Below are 16,861 nucleotides of genomic sequence, written 5' to 3'. Positions count from 1 at the left end.
TCTCGGAGGTGCCCGTCATGGCCTGGGTTCTGCTGCTGCTCGCCGGTGTGCTCGAAGTCGGCTGGTCGATCGGAATGAAGTTCACCGAGGGGTTCACGCGGCTGTGGCCGAGCGTGTTCACCGGTGCCGGAATCGTCGCGAGCATGCTGCTGCTGTCGATGGCCGCGAAGACCCTGCCGATCGGTACGGCATACGGGGTCTGGGTCGGTATCGGGGCGGCCGGTGCGGCGATCCTCGGTATGGCGGTGCTCGGTGAGCCGGTGACCGCCGCCCGGATCTTCTTCATCTGTCTGCTGCTGGTCGCCGTGGTCGGCCTGAAGGCGACCTCGGGTCACTGATCCGCACCCGGCTGGGCCGGGCCCCCGGTGGTGGTACCGCCCTGGGTCCGGCCCCCGACCGGCCGGTCTTCCTCGGGTCGGCCGCCGTCGTCCGTGGTGCCGTCGCCCGTCCGGCCCTCGTCCGGCCCGCGCCCGTCCGACCGGCCGCCGTTGGCCGGGCCTCCGTCCGGCTGCCCCTCCCCGGGCTCGTCGGTACCCGTACCCGTATCCGTATCCGTATCCCGGCCCGTACCGGTGTCTCCGGTCGGCGGGGTCCGGCCGCCCGTGGTGGTGCCGTCCGGCGGGGCCGGCGGGCGGCCGGTGCGCGGTGGCCGGTCGGGCCGGAGCTGCGGGGGGAACGGCCGGTCGGCGCCCGGCTGGAGTTCGAGGTCGAAGTCGAGCGGGTCCGATCCTTCCAGTGCCGCCTTCGTGTACGCCGCCCAGATCCGGGCCGGGTAGCCGCCCCCGCTGATCCGGGCCTCGCCGAGAGCCCCGTACAGGGATTGCAGGGTTCCGGTGTCCGGGTCCTGGCCCATCATCGCGACCACGGTCACCAGGTCCGGGGTGTAGCCGGCGAACCACGCCGAGCGGTCCAGTTCGCCGGTGCCGGTCTTGCCCGCGGCCGGGCGGCCGGCGGCCAGCGCGGCCGTGCCGGTGCCGTTGTCCACGACGCTGACCAGCATCGAGGTGGTGGTGTCGGCAGCCTCCCGGCTGATGGCCCGGCGCGGCTCCCGCTTCGGCAGTGCGATCTCGTCCCCGCCCTTGGTGATCTTCTCGACCAGGGTGTACGGGGTGTGCCGGCCGTGGTCGGCCAGCGTCGCGTACGCCTGCGCCATGTCGAGGACGGACGCCTGCATGGTGCCCAGGGCCATGGCCGGGCCCGGGTCGAAGTTGGGGGTGTTCGCGGGGATGCCGAGGGCGATCGCGGTGTCCTTGACCTTGAGGGTGCCCACGTCCACGGCCATCTGCGCGAAGACGGTGTTGACGGAGAGGTCGGTGGCGGTGCGGACGCTGATGTCACCGTACGAGTTCTGGCCCTCGTTCTCGGGGGCGTAGCGGATCCGGCTGCCGGTGACGGGCCGTTCGTTGTCCCCGTTGTAGAGGGTGTCGGGGGTGATGGGGCGGCCGTCCTGGGTGCGGGAGCCGTTCTCGACGGCGGAGGCGAACACGAACGGTTTGAAGGCGGAGGCGACCTGGTAGTCGTGCCGGGTGGCGTTGTTGACGTACTGGCGGGTGTAGTCGATGCCGCCGTAGAGGGCGACGACCTTTCCGGTGGCGGGGTCGAGGGACGCGCCGCCGGCCCGGACCAGCCGGTCCGCGGGCCGGGTCTGCGGTGCCAGGTTGCTTGTCACTGTGCCGTTCACGGCGTCGACGAAGGCGGTCTGGCGGCGTTTGTCGATGGTGGTGGTGATCCTGTGGCCGCCTTCGGCGAGGGTGGTCTCGTCGAGGATCTCGTGGCCGGTGATGTAGTCCTTCACAGCCTCCACGAGGTAGCCGCGCTGGCCGGACAGGCCGGAGGCCGGCCGGGCCTTCTGCGGTTCGGGGAACCGGGCCGCCGCGCGTTCGGCCGGGGTCATCCACTTCTGTTTGACCATGCCGTCGAGTACGTAGTTCCAGCGGGCCAGTGCCCGGCCGCGGCTCTGCGGGTGGGTGACCACGTCGAAGGCGGACGGGGAGTTGAGGAGGGTGGCGAGGTAGGCGCCCTCGGCGGTGGTGAGCCGGCCGGCGTCCTTGCCGTAGTACGCCTGGGCCGCGGCCTGGACTCCGTATGCGTTCCGGCCGAAGTAGCTGGTGTTCAGGTACCCCTCGAGGATGTAGTCCTTCGACTTCTCGCGGCCGAGTTTGACGGCGATGAAGAACTCGTTGACCTTCCGTCTGACCGTCTGTTCCTGGCCCAGGTAGTAGTTCTTCACGTACTGCTGGGTGATGGTCGATCCGGACTGTTTTCCTTTGCCGGTTACGGTGTTCCAGGCGGCGCGGAGCATCGCCTTGGGGTCCACGGCCCGTTCGGAGTGGAAGTCCCGGTCCTCGGCGGCGAGTACCGCCTCCTGGACGGTCCGTGGGACCTGGGCGAGCGCCACGTTCTGGCGGTTGACCTCGCCGTCGCGGGCGAGGGGTGAACCGTCCGCGTAGAGGTAGACGTTGGACTGGGCGGTGGCGGCGGCGTTTGCGGGCGGGATGTCGACCAGCAGATAGCCGGCGACCAGGGCGCTGCCGAGGAGCAGGGCGCAGAGCAGGCCCGCGCCCAGCAGCATGCGCCAGGTGGGGAGGAGCCGGCGCAGTCCGGTCCGCTTCCTGCTCTTCCCCCTCCCCTTCTCGTTGTTCGGAGGCCGGCGGGGGGTGTCCGGGTCGCGGGGAGACCAGGCCGGCGGTGGTGACTGGTCGCTCATCTCCGGAACTCCTCGGCGCCGCACGAAATATCCATGTCTGTACCTAGTGGTGTCTACCCGAGAGCGGGTGATTCCGCTCCGGACGGGCGTAATTCGGTCGCGGGGATCGCCCCTCCGCACTAAGCTCGCGCGCTTTGGCCGACGTGGGAACGACACAGGAGGGGGAGGGAAACGGTGCGCCTGACGGCTTCGCTGTACCGGACGGCATCGCTGTACCTGGCGGTGGCGGCCGGGGGGTTCCGCCGCTTCGCCACGTACGGGACCGCGACCGTGGCGGGGGTGTTCACCAACACCGTCTTCGGTTTCATCGTCGCGTACACCTACATCGCGCTCTGGTCCGAGCGCCCCGGCCTCGGCGGCTACGACCAGGCGGAGGCGCTCACCTTCGTCTGGGTGAGCCAGTCGCTGCTCGCCGCCGCTGCGCTCATCGGCGGCGGCTTCCAGGAGGAGGTCCAGGAGCGCATCCGCACCGGGGACATCGCGGTCGACCTGTACCGGCCCGCGGACCTCCAGATGTGGTGGCTGGCCGCCGATCTCGGCCGGGCGGCCTTCCAGTTGCTGGGCCGCGGGGTGGTGCCGCTGGCCGTCGGGGCACTGGCGTTCCGGCTGGCGCTGCCCGTCGATCCGATGCGGTGGCTGCTGTTCCTGGTGTCCGTACTGCTCGCGCTGGTGGTGAGTTTCGCGCTGCGCTACCTGCTGGGGCTGGCCGCGTTCTGGCTGCTCGACGGACAGGGCGTCAATCTGATGGCCACGGTCGTCTGCATCTTCTTCTCGGGGATGGTGCTGCCGCTGACGGTGTTCCCGGGCGGGCTCGGGGAGCTGGTCCGGGCGCTGCCCTGGGCGGCGATGCTGCAAGTGCCCCTGGACGTGCTGCTGGGCAGGCATGCGGGGGCGGGGAGCGCGGCCGGGGCGCTGGGCTTCCAGCTCGGCTGGGCGGTCGTGCTGGTGGGGGCCGGGCGGCTGGTGCAGTCGGTGGCGACGCGGAAGGTGGTGGTCCAGGGTGGCTGAGGCGGACGCGGGGGCGGTCGGGGCCGGGCCGGCCCCGCTGTGGGCGCTGGAGGTGCCGCGGCGCAGCCGGGCGGTGGAAGGGCTGCGCGGTTACGGGCTGATCGTGGCGATGTGGATCCGGGCGACGATGACGTACCGGACCTCGTTCCTGCTGTCGACCTTCGGGAACGCCGCGATCACGCTCCTCGACTTCGTCGGGATCTACATCATGTTCCGGCACGTGGACGCGCTGGGCGGGTTCTCGCTGCCCGAGATCGCCCTGCTGTACGGGTCCTGCTCGGCCTCGCTGGGCCTGGCCGACCTGCTGCTCGGCAACACCGAACGGATCGGGCAGCGGATCCGGGACGGTTCCCTGGACACGATGCTGGTCCGCCCGGTGCCGGTGCTGGCGCAGGTCGCGGCGGACCGGTTCGCACTGCGCAGGCTCGGCCGGATCGGGCAGGGGCTGGCGGTGCTGGGCTGGGCGGTCTGGGTGCTGGACGTGGACTGGACCGTCGGGCGGGTGGTGCTGGTGCCGGTGATGGTGCTGGCCGGGGCGGCGATCTTCGGGGCGGTGCTGGTGGCGGGGGCGGCCTTCCAGTTCATCGCCGGGGACGCGGCCGAGGTGCAGAACTCGTTCACGTACGGGGGCTGCACCATGCTCCAGTACCCGCCGACGATCTTCGCCAAGGACCTGCTGCGCGGGGTGACCTTCGTGGTCCCGCTGGCCTTCGTGAACTGGTTGCCGGCGCTGGAGGTGCTGGGGCGGCCGGATCCGCTGGGGCTGCCCGGCTGGGTGGCGTACCTGAGCCCGGTGGTGGCCTTCCTGGTGTTCGTACCGGCTTCGCTGGCGTGGCGGGCCGGTCTTCGTTCGTATCGCAGTACCGGGAGCTGAGGGGAGCTGAGAGGGCGGTCATGGGTGGCTTGATCGAGCTGTGCGAGGTGGAGAAGGTCTTCGACGTGCGGCGTCGGGCGGGCCTGTTCCGGCGGGAGAAACGCCAGGTCCGAGCCGTGGACGGGATCAGTTTCGAGGTGGCGGCCGGGGAGGTGGTCGGCTATATCGGGCCGAACGGAGCCGGGAAGTCGACGACGATCAAGATGCTGACCGGCATCCTGACCCCGAGCGGCGGCCGGCTGCGGGTCGCCGGGATCGATCCGTCGGCCGAACGGACCCGGCTGGCGAGCCGGATCGGGGTGGTGTTCGGGCAGCGGACCACCCTGTGGTGGGATCTGCCGCTCAGGGACTCGTACCAGCTGGTGCGGCGGATGTACCGGGTTCCCGAGCCCCGGTTCCGGGTGAATCTGGAGCGGTGCGTGGAGCAACTGGACCTGGGTGAGCTGCTCGACGTACCGGTACGGCAGCTGTCGCTGGGGCAGCGGATGCGCGGGGACATCGCGGCGGCGCTGCTGCACGATCCGGACGTGCTGTACCTGGACGAGCCGACGATCGGGCTCGATGTGGTGAGCAAGGCGAAGGTACGGGGCTTCCTGCGGCAGCTGAACTCGGAGCTCGGCACCACGGTGCTGCTCACCACGCATGACCTCCAGGACATCGAGCAGCTGTGCGAGCGGGTGATGGTGATCGACCACGGGCGGCTGATGTACGACGGGCCGCTCGGCGGGCTGCATACGGCCGGGGCGGCGGGGGAGAGCGAGCGCACCCTGGTGGTGGACCTGGAACGGGAGCTTCCGCCGATTGAGGTGAAGGGGGCGCGGACGGTGAAGGTGGAGGGGGCGCGGCAGTGGCTGGCGTTTCCGGCGGCGCAGTCGGCGGCCCCGCTGGTGGCGGCGGTGGCGGCGGAGTATCCGCTGCTCGATCTGTCGGTGCGGGAGCCGGACATCGAGGACGTGATCGCGCGGATGTACGCGGGGCGGGGGTAGGGGCGGGCCGGCGGGACGGTAGGCGACTGGGCGGCGGGCGAATTGTGTGACTGGCTAGGCTGTCGTCCATGAGCGATGAGAGGCTGCCGCCGTCGGATCTGCGGGCTTCGGATGCGGACCGGGAGCGGGTGGTCGAGCGGCTGCGGGACGCGGTCGCCGAGGGCCGGCTCACCCTGGAGGAGTTCGAGGAGCGGCTGGAGGCGGCCTACGCGTCCCGGACGTACGCGGAACTGGAACCGCTGACCCGGGACCTGCCGGCCACCGGGGCCGTGGCCCCGCTCGCTGCTTCGGCTCCGGCTCCGGCTTCGGCTCCGGTTGCGGTTCCGGCCGGGGGTGGCCTGACCGGGTCCGCGGCGAGCTGGCCGGCCCGGATCGGCGGGGAGGCCACCTCGGCCGCGGCGGTGGCGGTCATGTCCCGGGTGCAGCGGATCGGGCACTGGACGGTGCCCGCGCGGTTCAGCGCGGTGGCGTTCTGGGGGCGGACCGAGCTCGACCTGCGCGAGGCCCGGTTCGCGGAGCGCGAGGTCGTGATCAACTGCGTCGCGGTCATGGGCGGGATCGAGATCATCGTGCCGCCGGGCGTGGCGGTGGACGTCCGGGGCTTCGGCTTCATGGGCGCGTTCGACCAGGGGGACGGTCCGGGGCCGGCGGAGCCGGGGGCGCCGCGGGTGGTGGTGACCGGGCTTGCCTTCTGGGGCGCGGTCGAGGTGAAGGTACGGGCCCCGAAGCCGCAGGTGCCGGGGCTGGGGCGCGGGGAGCCGCGCAAGGAGCTGTAGCCGGCGGAGCGCGGGCGCGGCTGCTGCGTGCGCCTGCGGCGTGCGCCGGGCGTGCGTTGGGTGTGTTCCGGCGTGCCGGGAACTCCTGGCGGCTCCCGGGAGTCGGATGCTATGCAGACAAAAGCGGCGGCACCCGGGGGAAGGCAGGAGTACGTGGAACGCACGGCGAAGGCGGACAGCGGCACCGGCCAGGCGGGCGCTCCGGGCGGTCCCGGCAGCTCGGGCGGTTCGGCCGGACCCGGGGGTCCGGGCGGGAGCGGTCCCGGAGGCTCCGGCGGGCGTGGCGGCTCCGGCGGTCCGGGCGGGCCCGGTGGGGCCGGTGAGCCCGGTACGCCGGGCAGGCCGGGCCCAACCGGTCCAAGCGGCCCAGCCGGCCCAAGCGGCCCGGCCGGCCCGTACGGCGGGCCCGGAGCCTTCCTCTTCAGCGCGGCGGACGAGGAGCGCAGGCGCGGCGTCCGCCGGATGAAGACCACGGCGACCGGCCTGCTGCTGCTGGTCGCGGTGATCTACGTACTCGCCAAGGTCGCCCAGCACGCATGGGGCGCGGGCGGCTGGGCCGGCTATGTCGCTGCCGCCGCCGAGGCCGGCATGGTGGGTGCGCTGGCCGACTGGTTCGCGGTCACGGCCCTGTTCCGGCGCCCCCTGGGACTCCCCATCCCGCACACCGCGATCATCCCCACCAAGAAGGACCAGCTCGGCGTCTCGCTGGGGGAGTTCGTCGGCGAGAACTTCCTCTCCTCCGACGTCGTACGCGCCCGCCTGCACGCCCTCGGTATCGGCGGCCGGCTCGGCGCCTGGCTGGCCGAACCCGCGCACGCCGACCGGGTCACGGCCGAACTGGCGACGGCCCTGCGCGGCGCCCTCACCGTACTGCGGGACTCCGACGTCCAGGCGGTGGTCGGCGAGGCCATCACGCGGCGGGCCGAGACGGCCGAGATCGCGCCGGGCATCGGCAAGACCCTGGAGCGGGTGGTCGCGGACGGCGGCCACCGGCGGGTGGTGGACCTGGTGTGCGTCAAGGCCCACGACTGGCTGGTGACCCACGCGGACTCGGTGATGGACGCGGTCCAGGGCGGCGCCCCCGGCTGGACCCCGCGCTTCGTGGACCGGAAGGTCGGCGACCGGGTGTACAAGGAACTGCTGCGCTTCGTCACCGAGATGCGGGACATGCCCGAGCACCCGGCGCGCGGGGCCGTCGACCGGTTCCTGACGGACTTCGCGGCCGACCTCCAGGCGGACACGGACACCCGGGCCCGGGTGGAACGGCTGAAGTCCGAGATCCTGGCCCGGGGCGAGGTCCAGGACGTCATCGCCTCCGCGTGGTCGGCGATCCGCTCGATGATCATCTCGGCGGCCGAGGACGAGCGCAGCGAGCTGCGGCTGCGGGTCCGTTCCTCGCTGATGTCGCTGGGGGCGCGGCTGGCCACCGACGGCCGGCTCCAGTCGAAGGTGGAGGGCTGGATCGAGGGCGCGGTGGTGTATGTGGTCACCACCTACCGTGCCGAGATCACCTCGCTGATCACGGACACGGTGGCGGGCTGGGACGCCGAGCACACCTCCCGCAAGATCGAGGCCCACATCGGCCGCGACCTGCAGTTCATCCGCATCAACGGCACGGTGGTCGGCGCCCTGGCGGGCCTGCTGATCTACTCGGTGTCCCAGGCGTTCGGCGCGTAGCCGGCCCGCGGGGCGGGGGCTGGGCCGCGCCGGGCAGGCGGGGCCGGGCGGGCCGGGCGGGGCGGTGCGGGCGGGCAGGCCGTGCCGGGCAGGCGGGGCTGAGCCGGGCCGGGCGGGCCGGGCGGGGCCGGCCCAAGCCGGCCACTCGGCCCGCCCAGCCTCCGCCCGCCCAGCCCCCCAGCCCCCGTCTCGCCTACTAGCTGCCGGCCTTGCAGCTCTCGCTGCCGCCGCGGTCTGCGACCACCCAGGCCGCCGTGGCCACCACGCCCGTGACCCCGAGGACGGCCGGCCAGGCGCCGACCTTCTTGGCCAGCGGGTGGGATCCGGCGAAGGCCGCGACGTACAGGGCGGAGAGGGCTGCCGTGGCCGGGGTGCCGAGCCGACGGTGCCACACCCTCCCGGCCGCGATCCCGGCCGCGCCCAGCACCACCCCGCCCAGCGGGCGCTTGCGGGTGAAGCGGGCGACGGCGTACCCGCCGACCAGTCCTGCCGCGGCCACCGCCGAGGTCGGTACCTGCGCCATGATGTCTGTCCCTTCCACGAATCCGTCCATGCTCCGACCCCCGAGGCTAACGCGAGCGCCGGGCGATCAACCGGGCTCCCAGCAGACCGAGTACCAGCACCGTCCCGCCGATCGCCGCATCCGGAACGGCCGCTTGCACGGGCGCGGGCAGCAGTGCCAGGAAGCCCAGCACGAGCAGGAACACAAAGAGGAACGCGAGCGCGCACGCACCCAGCACTCCGATGAATCTGTCCACATCCGCTCAACGGCCGCGAGCGGCCACCCGACACGGGCGGATTTGTCGCACACTCGCCGGATCCGTCGATGGGCGACTCGGTGGAACCTCGCAGGCGTAGATTTACTCTCCAAAGGGGAGTAAATCCCCCCACACATCCCAGGAGCGGCCAACCGTGATCTGCTACGGACCGACCGTCCTCGACCTGTCGGACGAACTGCTCGACGCCTACGCCGAGGTGTTCTCCGCCCCGCCGTGGAACGAAGACGAAGAAACCATTCGTCAGTTCGCGACGCGACTGACGGCCGACACCCGCCGGGCCGGCTTCCGGGCCGCCCTCGCCCAGTCCGAGGCCGGCATCGACGGCTTCGCCACCGCCTGGCTGACCAAGGCCCCGTTCCCGGAGGTCCGCGGCTACGCCCAGGTCGCCGCCCAGCTGGGCCCGGACCGGGTCCGCGAACTCCTCATCGGTGCACTGGAGATAGACGAACTCGCGGTACGCCCCTACGCCCGCGGCCATGGCACCGGCCGCGCCCTGCTCGCCGAGATCACGGCCGACGCGCCGGACCGGCGGGCCTGGCTGCTCACCGCCCGTACGGCGGTGGACACGGTGGCCACCTACCGCCGCCTGGGCTGGTACGAAGTACCGCCGCTGCCCGGCACGGAGAACGCCGTGGTGGTCTTCCTCGCCCCGGACCACCCCTCGGTTCCCGAGGCGCACCGTACGGCCGTGGCCTGAGGGCAAGGCTTCGGCCGCCGCCGCCCGGGCATACAGCCCGCGTGATCACGCGCATCGCCCACCGGCAACTCAACCTGGCCACCGCCCACCAGCTCCGGCGGGCGGGCATCCCGCCGGCCACCATCTCGGGCCGCACCCGGCGCGCTTCCGGGCCCTGGCAACGCCTGCTGCCCCGGGTCTACCTCCTCCAGACCGGCCCGCCCGACCCGCGTCAACGCGCCCTGGCCGCCGTCCTGTACGCCGCCCAGCCCGGCACCGACCCGCTGTCCGGCGGCACCGCGGCCCTCACCGGCGGCGCCGCCCTCGCCCTGCTCGGCGTACGCGACGCCCCGCGGGCCCCGCACGACGTCCTGATCCGCGCACCCCGCAGCCTGGCCCGCACCGCCGGGGTGCGCCCGCTTGCCACCCGCCGCTGGCCGGCCACGATCACCGTCTCCGGCATCCCGAGCGCCCGCCCGCTCCGCGCCGCGGCCGACTTCGCCGCCCGGGCCGAGGACCCGGACCAGGTGCGCTCGGTGCTGGCGGGCGTGGTGCAGTCGGGCTGGTGCCACCCGGCCGACCTGCACGCCGAACTCCGCACGGCCCGCCTCCTGAACCGCCCCGCGGCACGCACGGCCGCCGCCGAACTCCTGGCCGGCACCCGCTCCCTGGCCGAAGCCCGGGCCCGCGAGACCCTGGCGGCCACGGCCCTCCCCGCCCCGCTGTGGAACGCCCGGCTCTACACCCCGGACGGCACTTTCCTGGCCAGCCCGGACGTGTACTGGCCGGACGAGGGCGTGGCCCTGGAGATCGACTCGGCGGAGTACCACTACACCCGCGACTCCTGGCACGCCACCCTCCACCGCCGCCTCCGCCTCGAAGCCCACGGCATCCTGGTGGTCTCCACCACCCCCTCGATCCTCCGCGACACCCCGCAGCAGGTCACCGAAGCCCTCCGCACCCTCCTCACCCTGGCCTCCACCCGCCCCACCCCACCCACAGCCACGGCCCGCGGCCACAGCCAACTGGAACTGCCGTTCGTTACTGAGCAGAGGCCGACAGCAGGTACCTGACGTCCTCGTACCGGCCGGCCTCGTGGAGGACTGCAGTGATGTTCAGGACGGCTTGGCGGTCGACGCGCTCACTGACGCTCATCAGCACCGCTTCGGCCGCCTCGTGGAGTCCCGCTTGCCGGCAGGAAGCTACGGCTTCCAGAACGTGTTCAGCCGCCGATGACCGGCCGGCCTGCCACAGCAGGATCCCTGCGTCACGCGTGTTTCCCTCCGACAGATGGTGCGTAACGGTCTCCAGTTCCGTCCATGCCGCCACGGCCGCGTGTTCCGTCTTGGGGCGCCGGTCCCCCTCGACGGAGGGGACCGGCGCAGGCGGGCTGGCCACGGCCGCCGCTGACTGGCGCGCCATGGCCCTCTTCCGGCGGGCGCGATGCATCCGCCGCTGTCCCGCACCGCTCTGCGGCGAAGCCGGCGCCTGACTGTCAGTCTGCTGGACCTCTGCGTTCACATGTGCACTGCTGCCGCGCCCTTCGGTGCAACAGCGGCAGTGCCGGACATCTGCCTTGTCCCTGAGGGTCATCAGCTGGTCGATTGTGTACGGGAGGGGCTTGCCCGAGGCGTCCGTCTCTGCTTTGACGGCCAGGTAGAAGTCCTTCAGCAGCGGTGCTGTGGGCACGCGGGAGCCCGTCAGATGGGTGGACAGCGTGCCCTTCCGCATTCGGGCAGCCTCGGCTATCCGCGTCTGGGAGCAGTCGGTTTGCTTGAGCGTCTCCTGGAGGGCTGTCGCGAGGGCGCGCTGAGCCGGAGACAAGCTCTCCCACGTCTTCAGTTCCTGAGGCAACACCGCTCCATTCGCTACGAAGATCACACGCCATAAAGCATCGCCGTAAAGGGAGCCCCTGAGGAACGCCTGAGGGGTTTTCACCTGCCTGTGAATTCGGACACCGGCTGGAAACAGTGCGGGCGATGGGTCACAGTTCCTGTGTCTGCTGAGGTTTGCGACGGGGGGATCCTCGGGCTTCAGCCACGTGCGTTCCGGTAACTGGATTGAGGAGATCTGCGAATGACTCTGCCGTCGTGGACGGATACGAAGCTCGGGGCCAAGAAGCGTGCGGCCTTGTGGCTGGTGACTGAGGTCGGCGAGGGAGGCATCTTCATCAAGGAGGATGTACGGACCGCGTTCCCCGGCCTGAGCCAGATCGACCGCCGGGTGCGCGAACTGCGTCAGCATGGCTGGCGCATCGACACCAACCGTGAGGACGCTTCGCTCGGCCAGCACGAGCAGCGCCTCGTGGCAGTGGGGGAGCCGGTCTGGGAGGAGGGCAAGGGGAGCTTGCCTTCGACGTCGCTTACCGAGACGCAGCGGCGCGAACTGCTGTCGAAGGACGGGAACTACTGCAGGTCCTGCGGCATCACCCCGGGCGCGGTCTTCTACGGCACCTACGAGTCTGCTCAGCTCGACATCGCGCGCCGCCCGGTGAAGAAGCCGGACGGGAGCACCTCGGTGGAGCCGGTGTCGGAGTGCAACAAGTGCCGGGTCGGAGGCAAGGGGCTGACCGCCGACCTGCCGGGAGTGCTGGCCGGCATCGCCAAGCTCAGCGCGATGGAGCGGGGGATGCTCGTCGGCTGGATCAAGGCTGACGAGCGGGAGTTCGGGATGGTCGAGCGTCTCTGGGCGGACTACCGCACGCTGCCGGCCTCGTCCAGGGACGAGGTCCGCGAGGCCCTCGGCACGCCGTAAGTCTGACAATAGGCCCTGGTGGGGCTGCGGCACTGTGGCCCCACCCCGCATCGTGACAACTTGCTGGTAAGAGGAGAGACCACTGTGAGCAGGGACTTCGGCCGGCCGCCCCGTGCCACCGAGAACCAAGAACTGGTTGAGCAGCGGCTGAAGGAAGCCAGCGCCGGCGGCGGGCTGCAGGAGACGCTGACCGTGGAGTGGCGGACCAAGCCGATGGTCGTCCAGGTCATCGACATGCCGATCGACCAGGTCTACTACAACCCGTCCACGCACCGGATCCGGGCGCAGCGCAGCTTCGATCCGGACCGCGACCTTCTGCTCGCTGAAGACCCGTGGACTCCCGACAGCCAGGACTACCTGCGCTACCTCCTTCAGGCACTGCCCTCGAACCCGGCCAAGCGGGACGGGGACTTCGATGACCTGAAGGACAGCCTCAAGGAATATCGCCAGAACGAGCCGGGACTCATCACCCGTGACGGCATTCTGGTCAATGGAAACACCCGCGTAGCGGCACTCCGTGAGCTCGGCGTCACCAGTGTCCGGGTGGGCGTGCTGCCGGCGACATGCACGTGGGCCGACATCAACGCGGTTGAGCTCTCACTCCAGCTTCGTCACGACACCCGTCGGCCGTACTCCTACATCAACCGGCTGCTGACCATCGAGGAGCAGGTCAACCAGGGAAGGCCGCTCGCGGACATCGCGAAGGACTTCCGGATCCGGACGGCTACAGCCGATGAGGATCTGTGGGTGCTGTCCTGCCTCAAGGATCTGGTCACCCGGTCCAAGGCGGGGCCGGCCCAGCTCAAACTGATGGATTTCGAAGACGCCCAGGAGAAGCTCCGGGAGCTCCACCGGGCCTTCGCCAAGGCGTCCAAGCGGAATCCCGGCCAGGCAGATCTGCTGAAGGAGAACAAACTGGCCTTGATCGTGCTGGAGTTCTCCAAGACGGACGTCCGTCTCGCTGATGAGGACTTCCGGACCCGTTACCTGCAGCGTCACCTCCCGGAACAGCTCAAGCAGGCCCCAGCCGAGTCGGCCGGCCGGATGATCCCTGGCCTGAACCGGGCCGTGCGCGGTGACAGTCCCCAGGTGGTGGCGGCCAAGGCGCTTACCAACGTGCTGCTGCGGGCGAAGGCGGTGGAACGGGCTCCGGAGACTGTCTCCGCTGAGGAAGCCCAGCAGGCCGCATCCGTATGGAAGCAGGCCAAGGAAGCAGTTGAGGAGGCTCTCGTTCCGGCCGGCAAGGACGCCCGGGTACGCAAGCGGAAGCAAGCCGCGCCGGACCGCCTCTATGACGCGATCCAGTCCATCGACCAGTGCACAACGGACATGGCGCTCGCCCGGGCCTCCCGAAGCCAGGACGACGAAAGCCTTGACGAAGCAGTGCTGGCGCTCAGGTCGAGCCTTCTGAAGCTGGCACGTGAGGCCGCCCGTATCGAGGAGCCGGGCGACGGCGTGGCGTGGCTGCTGGACGCCATGCGCAGGGAGGGCGAATGACCGGGGTGGTGCAACCGTCCCTATGGCTCGGGTTCGACGTCTCCCGGACGAATGCCGTGCTGCGGGCGGCCGAGCCGTTCAAGGCTGAGTTGAACCATCTGGTGGCCAGCTTCCCCGTAGGCGGGCAGCGCGGCCCGCTGATGGCGGAAGTGCCGCTCGATGACTTCCTCTCCGGTCTCAACGTGCTGCTGGACTGGCCGGAGGGCGAGCCGGTCGAGTGGGACGAGGAGCTCCTCACCCTGGTCAATGACGTCCTGGATGACGCGGACCGGGCGGCAGAGCATCTGGAGCAGGGGCCACAAGACGTCGCGGGGCTGGACGAAGATGCCGTGCCCTCGGCACTGGGCAGTGGCTGGCGCGCGGATCTCACGAACTTCCAGCGACGGGACATCGCACGTTTGCTGTCCATGAAGCACGGGGCGAACTTCAGTGTTCCCGGTGCGGGAAAGACGCGTGTGGGACTCGCGGTCTACGCCGCGATGAAGGAACGCGGGGAGGCGCGGCGGCTGCTCGTCGTCAGCCCCAAGTCTGCCTACGAGTCGTGGGTGGGCGAGAGCGGCGAATGCTTCCACGAGGCGCCGACGGCCAGGATCATGGGCAGGTCCCCCGATCCGCACGCCGAAATCCTGATCGTCAACTACGAGCGGCTGGACCGGTCCCTCACGGGACTCGCTGGATGGCTGCGCGCGGCCCCCTCCATGGTGATCCTCGACGAGGCGCACCGTATGAAGCTCGGAGCAGAGGGAACGTATGGCAGTGCCTGCATGGCGCTGGGGCCCCTCAGCCGACGCCGTCTGATCCTGACTGGCACGCCGGCCCCGAACGGCGCGCGCGATCTGGAGAACCTGCTGTCCTTCGTATGGCCCGGGCACGGCCGCCGGGTGGTCACCCAGGCTGTGGCTGGTGGTGATCTTGCCTATGCCAGCTCCGTGCTGAAACCGCTCTTCACCCGCACGACAAAGAGTGAGCTGGGGCTGCCGCCTTTCCAGCCGGTGATCAGACCGGTCCCGATGGAGGGGCTGCACCGGGAAATCTATGACGCCCTCGTCGGCCGGTTCACGGCGCGTGCGGAGCTCTCGCGGGATGACTTCGACAGCCTGGGAAAGGCAATGCTCCGACTGCTGATGGCTGCGACGAGCCCTGCTTTGCTCGTCGAGGGAAGCAGCCGGTACGAGCCGCTCAGCTTCCAGGTGCCGCCGCTGGACATTCCCGAGGGTGAATCGTTGTTCGCGCTGCTCCAGAGTCTCCCGCAGCACGAGGTTCCGCCGAAATACCGCGAGGTAGAGAAGATCGTCTCGCAGAATGCCGCGATGGGCCGGAAGACCCTGGTGTGGTCGACTTTCGTCCGCAGCATTACGACCATGGAGCGGATGCTCGGGCCGTACCAGCCCGCAGTCGTGCACGGCGGTACGCCGGACCGGGAGGAGCAGCTGCGCCGCTTCAGGCAGGACCCGGACTGTCACGTACTGATCTCCAACCCCGCCACCCTGGGTGAGGGCATCAGTCTCCACCGCGAGTGTCATGACGCGGTCTATGTGGACCGGGACTTCATGGCGGGACGCTTCCTCCAGAGCCTGGACCGGATCCACCGTCTCGGGCTGCCGCCGGACACTGAGACCCGCGTCACTGTCCTTGCCGCATCCGACACGATCGACGACATCGTCACGCTCCGGCTGGCCGAAAAGCTTGAGTTCATGGGCAGCATCCTGGACGACCCCTCGGTGCGGCAACTGGGCGATCTGCAGGAGGAACAGCCGATGGCGGCAGGGATGGACGACGCTGATGTGCGTGCTCTCCTGGCGCACCTGGGCGCGGCGAAAGCTGCGTGAGGCGAAGGGGTGTCTCTGAGGCTGGTGCCGAGGTGTGAGGCTGGCCAGGCAGCGAGTGCCACCGGATGTCACTGGCAGATGCGACACTGGCCTGTCTGCATCTGCCACACCAGGAGGACTCGATGGGAGCCAGCGATCACACGCTGACCTCGATTGAGATTTGCGCGGGAGCCGGGGGGCAGGCCATCGGCCTCCACCAGGCTGGCTTCAGGCACCTCGCGCTCGTCGAAATCGACAAGCATGCTGCACGCACGCTGCAGCACAACATCGACCGCCGGGCTGGCTGGGGATTCGAGCAGAAATACTGCGACATCATTCACGACGATGTGAAGCAGTTCATCCCGGAGACGTCGCTCAAGAAGGCGATCGATCATCTGGGGGGACCGCTTCAGGCAGGAAAGCTTGACCTGCTCGCGGGTGGCGTGCCCTGCCCGCCGTTTTCTCACGCTGGCAAGCAGCTGGGCAAGGACGATGAGCGCGATCTCTTTCCGACGATGCTTGACCTTGTCGATGCCATCGAGCCCAAAGCGGTCATGATTGAGAATGTCCGAGGGCTTAAGGACGACAAATTTCAGGAGTACCGCGACTGGGTTGTTGCCCGCCTGGAAGGCGGGCGGGCCAAGGATCCAGTAGACGGAACTGAAAAGGACTATAAAGGGGCGGGATACAAGGTCTGCGGCTGGGAAGTTCTTGAAGCCAGCGACTTCGGGGTTCCTCAGCTGCGGCCCCGGGCCATCCTGGTAGCAATCAAGAAGGAAGTCCTGGGAGACCAGGAGTTCCAGTGGCCGGAGCCTCAGAGAAAGATCCGGACCGTCCGGGACGCCCTCAATACGACGATGACTGCCCGGTATCAGCCGTTCCTGGATCAGGGCGGCGAGACCAAGCTCAGGGCCGAAGCGGCGCTTGAGCGATGGCGCGGCAAGAGCGCTGGCATCGCCCCCACCCTCGTCGGCGGATCCAAGAAGCACGGCGGAGCAGACCTCGGCCCGAGCCGGGCCAAGGCGGCATGGCGAGGCCTGGGCGTGGATGCTCTCGGGGTCGCCAACTCCTACGAAGAGGGCGAGAAGAAGAAGAGCCATGACCGTGACCTCTTCCGCCCGGATGGCCCGATGCTGACCGTTACGCAGGCAGCGATCATCCAGGGCTTTCCCGCGGAATGGGAGTTCGACGGCGGCAAGACGGCCCAGTACCGCCAGGTGGGGAATGCCTTCCCGCCGCCGGTCGCAAAGGCCGTCGGCGACGCGATTGCCCGGATTCTCCGCGCCGCTGAGCAGCCCGAGGGCGACGCCGCGTAGCGG

The 16,861-nt window shown here is 70.3% G+C and carries 16 protein-coding genes; 12 read left to right on the top strand and 4 right to left on the bottom strand.

Annotated features, from left to right (window positions below; translation table 11 throughout):
- Positions 1–17: 17 nt before the first annotated feature.
- Complete coding sequence (locus DEJ50_RS12030; protein ID WP_150207746.1) at positions 18–338, top strand: DMT family transporter; 321 nt, start codon at positions 18–20, stop codon at positions 336–338.
- Here the strand turns inward: DEJ50_RS12030 and DEJ50_RS12025 are convergent.
- Complete coding sequence (locus DEJ50_RS12025; protein ID WP_150207744.1) at positions 332–2,707, bottom strand: transglycosylase domain-containing protein; 2,376 nt, start codon at positions 2,705–2,707, stop codon at positions 332–334. The genes DEJ50_RS12030 and DEJ50_RS12025 overlap by 7 nt on opposite strands.
- 174 nt (positions 2,708–2,881) lie before the next feature.
- Here DEJ50_RS12025 and DEJ50_RS12020 point away from each other — a divergent pair, with 174 nt between their 5' ends.
- From DEJ50_RS12020 to DEJ50_RS11995, 5 genes are all read left to right on the top strand, one after another.
- Positions 2,882–3,715 (top strand): ABC transporter permease, encoded by an 834-nt coding sequence (locus tag DEJ50_RS12020; RefSeq protein ID WP_223837721.1) that lies wholly within the window; start codon positions 2,882–2,884, stop codon positions 3,713–3,715.
- Entirely contained in the window at positions 3,708–4,589 is an 882-nt protein-coding gene (locus DEJ50_RS12015) for an ABC transporter permease (RefSeq protein ID WP_411757596.1), read from the top strand. Before DEJ50_RS12020 ends, DEJ50_RS12015 begins: the two co-directional genes overlap by 8 nt.
- A 20-nt stretch (positions 4,590–4,609) precedes the next feature.
- Positions 4,610–5,575, top strand: coding sequence for an ATP-binding cassette domain-containing protein (locus DEJ50_RS12010; protein WP_150207742.1), 966 nt, complete (start codon positions 4,610–4,612; stop codon positions 5,573–5,575).
- A gap of 68 nt (positions 5,576–5,643) precedes the next feature.
- Complete coding sequence (locus DEJ50_RS12005) at positions 5,644–6,351, top strand: DUF1707 domain-containing protein (RefSeq protein WP_150207740.1); 708 nt, start codon at positions 5,644–5,646, stop codon at positions 6,349–6,351.
- A gap of 111 nt (positions 6,352–6,462) precedes the next feature.
- Complete coding sequence (locus tag DEJ50_RS11995; protein ID WP_223837720.1) at positions 6,463–8,028, top strand: DUF445 domain-containing protein; 1,566 nt, start codon at positions 6,463–6,465, stop codon at positions 8,026–8,028.
- Positions 8,029–8,224: 196 nt separating this feature from the next.
- Here DEJ50_RS11995 and DEJ50_RS11985 read toward each other — a convergent pair whose 3' ends face one another.
- The gene (locus DEJ50_RS11985) at positions 8,225–8,551 is read right to left on the bottom strand and encodes a hypothetical protein (RefSeq protein ID WP_150207737.1); all 327 of its coding nucleotides are present in this window, start codon (positions 8,549–8,551) and stop codon (positions 8,225–8,227) included.
- Between the two features lie 46 nt (positions 8,552–8,597).
- A complete protein-coding gene (locus tag DEJ50_RS11980; RefSeq protein WP_150207735.1) occupies positions 8,598–8,786 on the bottom strand; it encodes a hypothetical protein in 189 nt (62 codons plus the stop codon).
- Positions 8,787–8,940: 154 nt separating this feature from the next.
- Here DEJ50_RS11980 and DEJ50_RS11975 point away from each other — a divergent pair, with 154 nt between their 5' ends.
- Both DEJ50_RS11975 and DEJ50_RS11970 read left to right on the top strand, forming a co-directional pair.
- On the top strand, positions 8,941–9,504 hold the full coding sequence (locus DEJ50_RS11975) for a GNAT family N-acetyltransferase (protein WP_223837719.1): 564 nt from the start codon (positions 8,941–8,943) through the stop codon (positions 9,502–9,504).
- Between the two features lie 41 nt (positions 9,505–9,545).
- Positions 9,546–10,556 (top strand): hypothetical protein, encoded by a 1,011-nt coding sequence (locus DEJ50_RS11970; protein ID WP_150207731.1) that lies wholly within the window; start codon positions 9,546–9,548, stop codon positions 10,554–10,556.
- On the opposite strand, the gene DEJ50_RS11965 is transcribed toward DEJ50_RS11970, so the two are convergent.
- A complete protein-coding gene (locus DEJ50_RS11965; protein ID WP_150207729.1) occupies positions 10,525–11,364 on the bottom strand; it encodes a hypothetical protein in 840 nt (279 codons plus the stop codon). The two genes, DEJ50_RS11970 and DEJ50_RS11965, sit on opposite strands and share 32 nt — an antisense overlap.
- A 195-nt stretch (positions 11,365–11,559) precedes the next feature.
- Between DEJ50_RS11965 and DEJ50_RS11960 the strand changes: the two genes are divergently transcribed.
- The 4 genes from DEJ50_RS11960 (at position 11,560) to DEJ50_RS11945 (ending at position 16,858) form a co-directional block, all read left to right on the top strand.
- Complete coding sequence (locus DEJ50_RS11960) at positions 11,560–12,237, top strand: hypothetical protein (RefSeq protein WP_150207727.1); 678 nt, start codon at positions 11,560–11,562, stop codon at positions 12,235–12,237.
- Between the two features lie 84 nt (positions 12,238–12,321).
- Complete coding sequence (locus DEJ50_RS11955; protein WP_150207725.1) at positions 12,322–13,734, top strand: transcriptional regulator; 1,413 nt, start codon at positions 12,322–12,324, stop codon at positions 13,732–13,734.
- Complete coding sequence (locus tag DEJ50_RS11950; RefSeq protein ID WP_150207723.1) at positions 13,731–15,563, top strand: DEAD/DEAH box helicase; 1,833 nt, start codon at positions 13,731–13,733, stop codon at positions 15,561–15,563. The genes DEJ50_RS11955 and DEJ50_RS11950 overlap by 4 nt, the downstream gene beginning before the upstream one ends.
- 122 nt (positions 15,564–15,685) lie before the next feature.
- Positions 15,686–16,858, top strand: a complete 1,173-nt coding sequence (locus tag DEJ50_RS11945; protein WP_150207721.1) for a DNA cytosine methyltransferase — start codon at positions 15,686–15,688, stop codon at positions 16,856–16,858.
- Positions 16,859–16,861 lie beyond the last annotated feature (3 nt).

This window comes from Streptomyces venezuelae, from assembly GCF_008642295.1.
Taxonomy (GTDB): Bacteria; Actinomycetota; Actinomycetes; order Streptomycetales; family Streptomycetaceae; genus Streptomyces; species Streptomyces venezuelae_C.
The sequence above is the reverse complement of the archived record's forward strand: the minus strand, read 5'-3'. Positions and strand labels throughout refer to the sequence as shown.